Source organism: Pseudoalteromonas sp. 10-33 (genome assembly GCF_001469195.1).
In the GTDB taxonomy this organism is placed as follows: Bacteria; Pseudomonadota; Gammaproteobacteria; order Enterobacterales; family Alteromonadaceae; genus Pseudoalteromonas.
Map to the genome: position 1 here is coordinate 72,723 of NZ_LOFI01000007.1, position 11,871 is coordinate 84,593.

Genomic DNA, 11,871 nt, shown 5'->3' on the forward strand with positions numbered 1-11,871 from the left:
TATGAAATTAAAATTATTAAATACGTTTATAGTTTTTGGCTTTAGTTTTAATGTGGCGGCGCAAACATGTTACGGCGGTGCAGACACAACAACCCCAACTGATAGGTTTACTGTTAATACCGATGGGACAGTATCTGACACTGAAACCGGCTTAATGTGGCAGCGTTGTAGTTATTCTCAAACCTATAATACAGAAACACTTCTGTGTGAAGGATCCACTCCTGCAGTGACGTGGCAGGAAGCTTTACGAGGAGCGACTAACGATACAACCGCAAACTATGATGATTGGCAGGTGCCTAATATTAAAGAGCTAGCCAGTATTCTAGAGCACAGTTGTACAGAGCCAAGTATAAATGAGGTTGTTTTTTTAGGCACTAAATCTCAAAACTATTGGTCTAGCACATCGGGTGTTAGTAGTATGAGTTCGGCCTGGGCGTATCAGTTTGACAGCGGGCTAAATAGTTTACGCCCTAAAACCAGTGATGTTTATTTGCGCCTAGTTCGCTACGAAAAATAAAGACCAAATAAGTTTGATTAAAAAGCGTAGTTATCGGAAGTTGTTTCTGTAGCTGCGCTTTTTTGTTTTACATAAATTTACTTTATTTCAACAATAAAGCGCTCACAACGATGTTACTGTGCGCGTTTTTTTGCCATTATAGACGGTGATTTAATTTCGAAGGAACATCGCGGTGTATTTAAGCTATTTTGGCCTTAACGAAAAACCTTTTTCGATTTCGCCTAACCCTCATTATTTATTTTTAAGCGAGCGCCATAAAGAAGCCTTAGCACACTTAACCTATGGATTGGGAGAAGATGGTGGTTTTGTATTACTGACGGGTGAAGTAGGCACCGGGAAAACAACAATCACCCGCAGTATGCTAGAGCAATTACCTGAAAATACACAAGTAGCGATGATTCATAATCCTGCGCTATCAGAACTCGAGCTGTTAGCCAGTATTTGTGATGAATTGAAGATTAGTTATGACGCACAAAATGCGACGCTTAAAAGTTTAACAGACATAATAAAAAAGCATTTAGAGAGTAATAACAAAGCGGGTGGCCATACTATTTTAATTATTGACGAGGCGCAGCTACTTGCTCCCAATGTACTAGAGCAACTTCGTTTATTAACTAATATAGAAACCGACCATAAAAAACTGCTGCAAATTGTGCTAGTAGGTCAGCCTGAACTTCAAGATTTACTAAAGCGTAATGAATTGAGACAGCTTGCTCAGCGTATCACAGCGCGTTACCACTTATTACCTTTAACACAAGGCCAAACAGTCGCGTATATCAAGCACCGGTTACACATTGCGGGGTGTGACAAAGGTTTATTTTCAATGGACGCAATGCAGATGGTTCATAAAATGACAGGCGGTGTACCACGGTTAATGAATTTAGTATGTGAACGTGCTTTAGTGGGAACGTTCTCTAAGCAGCAACTCGTTGTAAATGCTGATATAGTAAAACAATCTGCACAAGAGTCATTACCTACCGACTTTGTTGCGACAACGAATAAGCCTGAAAAATCGTCATCCATTTTAATCTATTGCTTTGCCTTTTGCGCTCTATTTGCCTCAGGTATTGGGCTTTCTTTTATTTTATAGTTAGGTGATTTATGTCTTATTTACTAGATGCATTAAAGCAATCTCAACAAGCTGATATGAGCGCCGAGCAGTACGATTTACAGTCAGAGCAGTTAAAACAGCAACAAGCACTGGCTCGTTACCGCCGTATCGCTTTTATTTTGGGAGGCAGCTTAGCAGCCTTTGTTACGATAACAGCCGGATTTACTTTTGGTAAGTGGATGCAATCATCAGGCTCTGTTGAACCCTCTAATGTAGTTATCAGTCAAAGTAATGAACAAGTAACGACCCAATTAGAAACAGAAGCATTACCCGTCACTCAACAAGCTAAAGTGAATGAAAAGCCTAAACCTGAACAGCTACCAAGCAACACCGCAACTATTGAAGGGCAATTAGTACATGTGCAAACACCTACGGGTATTCAGCAAATGCTATTAACGCCAACGGGGCAGTATATTCCGATGCCATCAACAGGTGCAGCTAACGGCATTCAACAAGTTTATAATCAGCCTCAGCTTTTAAATACGCAAAACTATAATCAGCTAAACCAAGGTCAACCGAATCCACCCCCACAGTTTACGTATAACCAAGGCAGTGTTGAGCAAACTCAAAGTACGTCTTCGACAAGTATTGATATGAGTAAGTATAAAGTGTTGGGTAAGCCAATTAGTGGTGCAGCGCGAGCTGAACCTAAAAGCGATCCTGTGCTTGATGCTGTGCCAACTACACTTAAAAATGCGTTTGCGCAGGCAGTGCAAGATGTCGATAAAAACCAAGATTATGAGGTAACTCAAGCCTCAAAATCGTCATCGCGGGTAGAGCCTATCGAATTGTTACCAGACGGCCTTCAAGCAATGCTACCAAGTATTAAATACCAAGCACATATTTATTCATCAAGTGCAGATAAACGCTGGATAAAGCTAAATGGGCGAGAGCTTCACGAAGGTGATAGCATAGGTGCATTAATGGTTAAAGAAATTACACCAGAGCAAAGCGTGATTGATTTTGACGGTTACGAGTTTAGCTTAAAAGCCCTGCAAGACTGGCCGGAGTAACAAACAAGTATAAGCTCAGTGAGTAATACTGGGCTTATACTGACAATTTAAGGTAATACAGAGTTTTTGTAAAAGCGCTCTAAATCAATATTGAAATCGCCTGCCTTTACGGTTGATTCGAGTGAGTCCACAATTTTTTTGTTTGATAAATCAATATCAAGCACTTCGGTGTAACGGCTGTGCTTTGCACTATAAAACGTTTTAACAATCGGCTTTAATGGCATCGCTGGATTACTTTCTGTCACAAGCCCAACCTTTTGGCTTGAAAGCTTTACTAATGTGCCCACTGGGTGAATTCCAATACACTGAATAAACTTAGTTAATAAAGCGCCGTCAAAGCTATCTGGGCAGCCATCTTTTAATATTTTAAATGCCTTGATGGGTTCCATGCCCGATTTATAAACTCGCTCTGCAGTAAGAGCGTCATATACATCAACAATAGAGGCCATGCGAACATACTGGCTTATTTCATTTCCTTTTTTACCAAAAGGGTAACCAGTACCGTCTATACGTTCATGGTGCATACCCGCAATATCTACTGCAATACCCGTTAAACCTGACTCTTCTAAAATTTGTTTTGAGTAAACCGCATGCTGCTTCATTATTTCAAATTCTGCTTCGGTTAAACGCCCAGGTTTATTGAGGACTTCATCTGGCGTTTTTATTTTACCAATATCATGCAGCAGCGCACCGGTAGTCAGCTCTACAATAATGTCTTTTTCAATATTAAGGTGTTTTGCAAAAATACCCATTAAAATAGATACGTTTATAGAATGCTCTAGCAAGTAGGCATCTTTTTGGCGCATTTGCGTCAGGCAGGCTAGGGCATCTTGGTTTCTAAAAACTGAATCCATAAACCCACTAGCAAGCTCTCTAAATGGGGCTATATCGATATTCAAGCCTGACTTTATATCTTTAAAAGCTTTTACTTGCAGTGTTTTAGCTTCGTCATAAAGCTTTTTAGCTTTATTCATTTCTTGTGCTGCGCTTTGCGTTTTTTGCCAAGGGTCGCGTTCTATTTTTGCAGAAGGAGCTTTGATTGGTTCTTTTTTAGGGACTTCTTGGTTCAGTGTTTTGTCTGGGTCGATTTCAATTTCTAAAATCCCCGCTTTAATTAGCTTATCAATACTGGTTTGGGTTTTTACCCAACCTTGGCTTTTAATTTTTACTCTGCCCGTTTGTTTTGTAACGCTTTGCACAAACATTCCAGGGAGTAATTTAGAAACTGGGAGCTTTTTCAATTTCACTGCTTAACTAACAAATCTGTATTAAATGTAACAAACTTTACGCGTTTTAAATAGAAAAAAGGCACTTAACAGTGCCTTTTATATATTTATTAAGTAATTAGTATTAGCTCAATTAATCATCATCTTCAACTAACGTCATCAATGATGTATTACCACCTGATGCCGTTGTATCTACACTAATTGTTTTTTCAGTGATAAGACGTTTGATTAATGTGTCGTAATACTCAGAACTGATCACCGGTAATATAGCGCCTTTACGCTGCGCAAGTTGTTGGCTGAAGTAACCTAAACGAGACGAACGTGCTGCAACAACTGCGCCGGCCAAATGAGGATGACCCAAAATAGCTTGTAACTGATTAGGTTTAGCTACTTGGAATACCCCTTCGGCAACACCTGTCGCAATAAACTTCTCTCTGAATGCTTCGGCTTCTTCGTAAAACATTTCAGAGGCAACTGTAATTACCGTATTACCCGCGGCCAAGGCAGTAATGATAGATAACGCCCAAAAGTTAAAAGACGTGCTCTTATCGGCATAACAAACAACACAGCCGCGTGCTTCTAAATGAAGAGTATTAGACTCTCCCGTTGGCCCAGGCAGCGTTGTAAATTTACGCATGTGCTTTTCAAGGCGGTTTAGCTGTGCTCGCGCATCGGCTAGCGTTAATGCTAAATCGTCAGCTAGGTCATCAATAATCTCTACCGTAGCAATTTTGGCAAGTAGCTGACGAACAGCAGATACACGGTCATTAAGCGGGGTTGCTCGCCAAATTTTTTCATCGCGCATTGAGTTAGCCATTAGCTTTTCTACTTGGGCATTTGCACCGCTGTAGTGGTGTAAATCAAGCTCATCAGGCGTTAGGTTCGTCATTTGCACGTTTTCTGGTGATGCTTTTTCTTTCACCAAACGCTGTAGGTAGTTTGGACCACCGGCTTTAGGGCCCGTGCCCGATAGACCTCGGCCACCAAATGGTTGCACACCAACAATTGCGCCAATCATATTACGGTTTACGTATACATTTCCCGCACGAGACATTTTAGCAAGGTACTCGCAGCGCTCTTCAATACGTGAATGCACACCCATTGTTAAGCCGTAACCTGTGTTGTTTATCTGATCGATTACGTCATCAAGTTGATTCGCTTTAAATCGAACAATATGAACGCATGGGCCAAATACTTCGCGCTTAAGTACAGAAAGATCTTTTATTTCGTACAAACGTGGCGCAAAGAAGTACGCACCATTTTCGCTATTATCCGGAATTTTACATTCGTAATGAAGTGTTGCATTGCCTTTTAAATACTCAACATGTTCGGTTAAGTTTTTAAGTGCTTTTTCATCAATTACAGGCCCTACATCAGTAGATAACAATGACGGATCACCAATATGTAATTCAGCCAAAGCACCTTTAATCATTTCAATGATGCCGTCGGCTACGTCTTCTTGAATAAACAACACACGCAGAGCTGAACAGCGTTGACCAGCGCTTTGGAAACCAGAACTTATAACATCATCAACGACCTGCTCAGGCAGTGCTGTTGAGTCAACAATCATACAGTTTTGGCCACCTGTTTCGGCGATTAATGGCACTTGTATATCGTTTCGTGCTGCAAGCGTTTGAGAAATTAATGTGCCGGTTTCAGTTGAACCTGTAAACATAACTGCTTGAATACGTTCATCAGGAACAATTGTTTTACCCACTTCACTACCGCGTGCAATAACAGGCTGTACAACGTGCTCAGGTAAGCCAACCGATAGCATAAGTTCAATGGTACGTAGAGCAATTAAGCTTGTTTGTTCAGCCGGTTTGGCAATAACAGTGTTACCTGTCACAATGGCAGCAGCCACTTGGCCTAAAAATATAGCGAGTGGGAAATTCCATGGGCTAATACACAGGATTACACCTCGTGCTTCAAAGCGCTCATCTTCTGAGAGTTCTTCAGCTCGTGCAGCATAGTAACGACAAAAGTCGACTGCTTCACGTACTTCATCTATGCCATCCTGTGCTACTTTACCCGCTTCTTTGATACAAATAGCAACGAGTTCGTCGTTATGACGTTCCAAAATATCAGCAATGCGGCGTAATAAATTAGCACGGTCTTTTACAGGGGTTTGCGACCATGATTCAAACGCTGCTTCTGCATTAGCAAGTAGTGTTTTCATTTCATCGCCACTTTGTAGTTTTACATGGCCGATGATTTCTTTATGGTTTGCTGGGTTTTTAACAGCAAGTGACCCATCAGGGACTTGGCTTTGATCTATTCGATGTTCGTTAAACCAGTTGTCTAGGTTTTCTTTAAACGGGGTAATCACGTTTATATCGGTCAAGTCCATGCCTTTAGAGTTGGCGCGCTCTTCGCCGTATAAATCAATTGGCATTTTAATTTGCGTATTGTATTTGTTACGAAGTCCTTGCAGCGTTTCTACCGGATCTGGCAGCAATGTTTCTACCGGTTTAGAGGTATCAACTATGGCATTTACAAACGACGAATTTGCACCATTTTCTAGCAAACGTCTAACAAGATACGCCAGTAGATCTTCGTGTTGGCCAACCGGGGCATACACGCGACATTGAATTTTTTCTTCACTTACAATTTGGTCAAATAGTGACTCACCCATACCGTGTAAACGCTGGAATTCAAACCCTGTGTTATCGCCTTTAGCCACTTCTAAAATAGTTGCTGCAGTGTATGCATTGTGCGTTGCAAATTGTGGGTATAGCACATCACGTGCTTCTAGCATTTTAATTGCACAGGCTTTGTATGATACGTCTGTTGTGGCTTTGCGGGTAAATACAGGGTAGTGATCCAAACCATCTTGTTGTGTAGTTTTAATCTCAGTATCCCAGTATGCGCCTTTAACTAAGCGCACCATTAGTTTACGACCTACACGCGTAGCAAGCTCTGTTAGCCATTCAATAACAAAAATCGCACGTTTTTGATACGCTTGAACAGCTAAGCCAAACCCTTGCCAGCCATCCAACTCTTTATCGCTAAATACGGCTTCGATAATATCCAGTGAAATATCTAAACGGTCAGCTTCTTCAGCATCTACCGTAAAACCAATATCATACTGTTTTGCAGCTAGAGCAAGCTCTTTTAGCTTAGGTACAATTTCTGCCATTACTCGATCTTTATGAGTGAACTCATAACGCGGATGAATAGCAGAAAGCTTTACAGAAATACCCGGGCTTTTAATCGGACCACGGCCATTTGCCGCTTTACCAATTGAGTGGATGGCATTCATGTAGCTGTCAAAGTAGCGTTTAGCATCTTTACTTGTACGCGCGCCTTCACCAAGCATATCGTAAGAATATACATAGCCTTTTTGCTCTGTGTCGGCAGCACGTTCAATTGCTTCGTTTATGGTACGACCCATAACGAATTGCTTGCCCATAATTTTCATTGCAAAGTTTACAGACTTGCGAATAACTGGTTCACCTAAACGACCAATGGTCTTTTTAAGCATACCAAACTGTTGGTCTTTGGTTTTATCTGTGTAGTTAACCATTTTACCGGTTACTAATAAGCCCCAAGATGATGCATTTACAAATAAAGAGTCGCTACTGCCTAAATGAGAGCTCCAATCACCTTTTGCTAACTTGTCGCGAATAAGGGCTTCTTGGGTTTCTTTGTCTGGTACACGAAGCAGCGCTTCGGCTAAACACATTAACACTACGCCTTCTTCACTTGAAAGCGAAAACTCATTGAGTAGCGCATCTACACCGCCTTGACCATCTTGTTCTTTACGGATGTTTAAAACAATCTGGCGGGCTCTTTCCCAGGCACGGCTTCGTGCTTTAACGCCTACTTCTGCAAGCGGTAAAATATGATCGATAACCGCATTTTCGTCTATGCGGTAAAAGTCACGGATTTTTTGTCTTATAGGACAGTCAGTTGTTAAATCGCCGTTGAATAACATAAGCAACCCTTAGCAGTGTTAAGATTTAAAGTAAATTTAATTACCAATAAAATACCAATGATATTGAGAGTGCATTCTAAATAAAATTCAGCAGAATATGCTGGTTAAATTTGTCGATTTACGATAATTTACAGGGCATAAATTTAACTTATCCGCATAAAATTCTGTATGACAAATCCAAATAGATTACGCATGCTAGATCGCATTGATTTAGCAATTTTAGACGTTTTGCAAAAAAACGGCAGAATTTCTAACGTTAACTTAGCAAAACAAGTTAATTTAAGCCCAAGCCCATGCCTTGATCGCGTAAAGCGATTAGAGCAAGAAGGCTATATTGAGGGTTATTATGCTAAATTAAGCGAAGCTAAGTTAAACCAAAGCTTAGTGGCTCATGTTCAAGTGTCGTTGGTTACCTCAAATACTGCTGTATTTAAAGTATTTAAAGAACACATATTAAGAATGGAGCAAGTTGTAGAATGTGACATGGTTGCAGGCGGTTACGACTACTTATTAAAAATACGTGTATCTAACATGGAAGAGTACAGGCAAGTGTTGGGTGACTTAGTTGATATCCCCGGTGTAGGCACACACCATACTTATATGGTTATTGAAAAAGTAAAAAAAGACAAAGGGTTATTAATCGAAATTTAATCCCACATATTTAAAGCATACAAAATAATGCTTGTATGCTTTAGTATTCATAGTTGCCCAACTTCTTTCCCTTTTGTTTTCTAATACCTTAATTTCATACTTTTAATTTATATAAAAATAAATAGTACTGCCTTTGTTTTGCCCATACAATGCGCAAAATAGCACGCACATCTTTATTTAAAGCACCGTTTTTTCTGCAATTTTTAATTAAGAAGGTAAACTGTCAATAATGTGCTTTTTAATTTTAAGGTTTTTTTAATGATTGAGTACCCGGTAGATCAACTCCCACAACTCATAAACGACTTACTGCAATGCGACACCACAGAACGTAAAAATAAACTGTTGATCGACGCACAAAGCACACTTTCTACAGAGCATCTATCGTTATTGTTTGAAGCAATACCCAAAGAGCAGCGACTCGAAATTTGGCAATTGCTTGACGAAGATACACAGCATGAAATTTTTGTAAATTTAAGCCCTGACAGTTGTTTATGGTTACTGCAAACACTTGATGACAGTGATGCATTTAAATTACTTGATGAAGTAAATGTAGAAGAGCTACTTGAATTAGAAGAAGTGATACCAGAGCGGTTTGTCGACTATGCAAAAAAGCAATTAGATGAAGCGCAAACCAAGCAGTACGAGCTAGCACAACAATACCCACCAGAACAACTAGGTCACTGGCTAGGTTTTGATATTTTAAAGGTGTCTGACAAGTTAACTGCTGGTGGTGCAAAAAAACTTTTATTCAAAGGTGTACCGCAATACAGCGAAGTTATTTATTTAGTGACCCGCAAAGGCAGTTTAATTGGTGAAGTAGCCATTAACGATCTTATTAAAGCACACGATAACGATAATTTAATGACACTAGCAAATCATGATTTTTCATCGTTGCATGCAGACGATGATTTATATGAAGCTGCTGAAGTCGTAATTCACTCTGAGCAAATGGCTATGCCTGTTGTAAATTCAGATAATAAATTATTAGGGCGATTAACAATTGCCTCTGCTTACGAACTTCGCCAAGAAATAACCGATGAAGCCACCGCAAAGGCCGGTGGTTTACGAGAAGACGAAGATTTATTTGCCAGTGTACGAAAAAGTGCTAAAAACCGTGGTATTTGGCTAGGTATAAACTTGGCCACTGCATTTTTAGCATCATGGTTTATTGGTTTATTTGGCGCCACTATAGAGCAAGTGGTTGCTTTAGCGGTACTTATGCCGGTTGTAGCCTCAATGGGAGGAATTGCGGGTAGCCAAACATTAACCGTTATCGTGCGTGGTTTGGCTTTGGGGCAGGTGACTGATTCAAACCGCAATGCGTTACTTAAAAAAGAACTAAGAGTCGGGGCTGTTAACGGTTTAGTGTGGGCATTTGTAATTGGTTTACTTACCTACTTATGGTTTAACGATTTGATGTTAAGTGTAACGATTACAGTCGCTATTTTATTAAACTTAGTAGCGGCCTCGCTCGCGGGCGTTGTAATACCATCAATTTTAGACAAAATGAAAATAGATCCAGCGTTATCTGGCTCTGTTATTTTAACAACGGTTACCGACATTGTTGGGTTTGTGACCTTTTTAGGTTTAGGCAGTTTGTTGCTGCTATAAACTTTTTAATAGGAAAATAAAATGACGTTTGATGTCATGATTTGGTGTGCTATTGCTCTGTGTATTTCGCAATCGGCAATATTTTCGGGGTTGAATTTGGCGTTCTTTTCGTTAAGCCGATTACAGCTTGAAATGGAAAGTTCAAAAAGAAACGAAGCGGCAATTAAGGTTATGGCACTTCGTAACGACTCTAACTTTTTACTAGCAACCATTTTGTGGGGTAACGTGGGTATTAACGTTTTACTCACGTTACTCTCTGATTCTGTATTAATGGGCGCTAGCTCGTTTTTATTCTCAACGATTGCGATTACGATAATTGGTGAGATAACACCTCAAGCTTATTTTTCTCGTAATGCATTAAAAATGGCGAGTATGCTTTCGCCATTAATAAAGTTTTATCAAGTTTTGTTTTATGTTGTTGCTAAACCAACGGCCTTGGTACTTGATGCATGGCTGGGCAAAGAAGGTATTACCTATTTTGCTGAAAGCGAGCTTAGAGGAATAATACGAAAACACATTGAGGCAGAAGAAGCTGATGTGCAACATGTTGAAGGTATTGGTGCACTTAACTTTTTTAGCTTAGACGAAATCAGTGTAACTAAAGAAGGGGAAATAATTGATCCAGATTCTATAATCTCTTTACCTACTAAACTTGATTTACCTATTTTTCCTGAACTGACATTATCAGCCGATAATGACTTTTTACGTAAATTACACAAATCGGGCTATAACTGGGTAATTTTGACTAACAACGATGGGTGGCCGTTATTAGTGGTTGATGCCGATGGTTTTTTACGAGCAGCATTATTTGAGCCAGATACTTTTGACCCTTACCATTTTTGCCACAGACCTATTATTGTAACGGATGAAACACTGCGTTTAAGTGAAGTTATTTTAAAAATACGCGCAAATCATTCGCTCGATAAATCGTTTGATGGTGCTATTGATCACGACGTTGTGTTGGTATGGGGTGATGAGAAGCGCATTATTACTGGTGCTGATATATTCGGTCGTTTATTAAAGGGAATGAATGCGCCAAAGTTAGAGATGAACGAAAATAAAGAAGTACAGCCGCTGGCAAAATAGTAAGTTAATCTATTTTTTATAGTTAAGCCAGTGCTATATATGCATAGCTCAATATTTGATATGCGAATAAAAAAGCCGCTAATAGCTGTCTCTTGATCACAAGTCTGACTCAAGAGATTTTGCTAAATCGTAGCCTTCAAGGATGGCTTGTAATTTAAGCCATCCTTGCCATAACACTTTCACAGATGCACGCCCTGTGCGCTTGGTATCTTTCCACCCCCCTAACTTTGCCAGTTCTCGATACGCCCATGACATATTTGGAGCGGTTTCAGGCAATGGTGTTTTTATTCTCTTTAACCACAATAACTTCCATGCTTTCGGAGGTAGCAGTTGTTCACAACTTGGAGAATCAGGCTGCTCATTGGTGAACTTTAGTTGCAATATTCGCGTCGCAATAAACCCATTAATCGTCACCAACCTTTCCATGTTATCTTGGCTTTGAAGGCGTAAACTTTCGATATTCGTGCCATCACTTTTCCAGACTTTATGGTATTCCTCAACAAGCCAACGGTGCTCATAGTAGGTGATGATGGCTAAGGCGTCTTCTTTGCTGGTGACTGGTTCACTAGTTAATAAGTGCCAGCTTAAATCGTTCTCAGCGTTTCCTCGCTCTGCACAGCCGACATAGTAAACTGGGAGAGAGTGTCCTTTTTTATTGTAAGGCACTTTCAGTGTCACTGGCGCATAGGTGATATCCAGTGTTGCGCTTCGGGCTTTTC

Annotated in this window: 9 protein-coding genes; 6 read left to right on the forward strand and 3 right to left on the reverse strand. The window is 40.1% G+C overall.

Going from position 1 to position 11,871, the window contains the following annotated elements:
* The first annotated feature begins 1 nt into the window (after position 1).
* From ATS76_RS06765 to ATS76_RS06775, 3 genes are all read left to right on the forward strand, one after another.
* Positions 2–517, forward strand: coding sequence for an Lcl C-terminal domain-containing protein (locus tag ATS76_RS06765; RefSeq protein ID WP_058551554.1), 516 nt, complete (start codon positions 2–4; stop codon positions 515–517).
* 172 nt (positions 518–689) lie between these two features.
* Positions 690–1,607, forward strand: a complete 918-nt coding sequence (locus ATS76_RS06770; protein WP_058404971.1) for an ExeA family protein — start codon at positions 690–692, stop codon at positions 1,605–1,607.
* Positions 1,608–1,618: 11 nt separating this feature from the next.
* Positions 1,619–2,641 (forward strand): general secretion pathway protein GspB, encoded by a 1,023-nt coding sequence (locus tag ATS76_RS06775; protein ID WP_058551555.1) that lies wholly within the window; start codon positions 1,619–1,621, stop codon positions 2,639–2,641.
* Between the two features lie 47 nt (positions 2,642–2,688).
* Here ATS76_RS06775 and ATS76_RS06780 read toward each other — a convergent pair whose 3' ends face one another.
* On the reverse strand, positions 2,689–3,882 hold the full coding sequence (locus tag ATS76_RS06780; protein WP_058551556.1) for an HD-GYP domain-containing protein: 1,194 nt from the start codon (positions 3,880–3,882) through the stop codon (positions 2,689–2,691).
* 118 nt (positions 3,883–4,000) lie between these two features.
* Positions 4,001–7,804: a bifunctional proline dehydrogenase/L-glutamate gamma-semialdehyde dehydrogenase PutA gene (putA, locus tag ATS76_RS06785; protein WP_058551557.1), complete on the reverse strand. Its 3,804-nt coding sequence runs from the start codon at positions 7,802–7,804 to the stop codon at positions 4,001–4,003.
* Positions 7,805–7,972: 168 nt separating this feature from the next.
* Here putA and ATS76_RS06790 point away from each other — a divergent pair, with 168 nt between their 5' ends.
* The 3 genes from ATS76_RS06790 to ATS76_RS06800 all read left to right on the forward strand — a co-directional run bounded on the left by ATS76_RS06790 (position 7,973) and on the right by ATS76_RS06800 (position 11,152).
* On the forward strand, positions 7,973–8,455 hold the full coding sequence (locus ATS76_RS06790) for a winged helix-turn-helix transcriptional regulator (RefSeq protein WP_058404975.1): 483 nt from the start codon (positions 7,973–7,975) through the stop codon (positions 8,453–8,455).
* 258 nt (positions 8,456–8,713) lie between these two features.
* Positions 8,714–10,066: a magnesium transporter gene (locus tag ATS76_RS06795; protein ID WP_058551558.1), complete on the forward strand. Its 1,353-nt coding sequence runs from the start codon at positions 8,714–8,716 to the stop codon at positions 10,064–10,066.
* A gap of 21 nt (positions 10,067–10,087) precedes the next feature.
* Complete coding sequence (locus ATS76_RS06800; RefSeq protein WP_058404977.1) at positions 10,088–11,152, forward strand: DUF21 domain-containing protein; 1,065 nt, start codon at positions 10,088–10,090, stop codon at positions 11,150–11,152.
* 96 nt (positions 11,153–11,248) lie between these two features.
* Here the strand turns inward: ATS76_RS06800 and ATS76_RS06805 are convergent.
* Positions 11,249–11,871: IS4 family transposase (locus ATS76_RS06805; protein ID WP_152995629.1), on the reverse strand; the 623-nt coding region annotated here is incomplete at its 5' end.

What these genes read in the sequence shown, in the direction of transcription:
- ATS76_RS06795 (WP_058551558.1), top strand. Translation starts at nt 8,714, where the DNA reads ATGATTGAGTACCCGGTAGATCAACTCCCACAACTCATAAACGACTTA.
- ATS76_RS06775 (WP_058551555.1), top strand. Translation starts at nt 1,619, where the DNA reads ATGTCTTATTTACTAGATGCATTAAAGCAATCTCAACAAGCTGATATG.
- ATS76_RS06765 (WP_058551554.1), top strand. Translation starts at nt 2, where the DNA reads ATGAAATTAAAATTATTAAATACGTTTATAGTTTTTGGCTTTAGTTTT.
- putA (WP_058551557.1), bottom strand. Translation starts at nt 7,804, where the DNA reads ATGTTATTCAACGGCGATTTAACAACTGACTGTCCTATAAGACAAAAA.
- ATS76_RS06800 (WP_058404977.1), top strand. Translation starts at nt 10,088, where the DNA reads ATGACGTTTGATGTCATGATTTGGTGTGCTATTGCTCTGTGTATTTCG.
- ATS76_RS06790 (WP_058404975.1), top strand. Translation starts at nt 7,973, where the DNA reads ATGACAAATCCAAATAGATTACGCATGCTAGATCGCATTGATTTAGCA.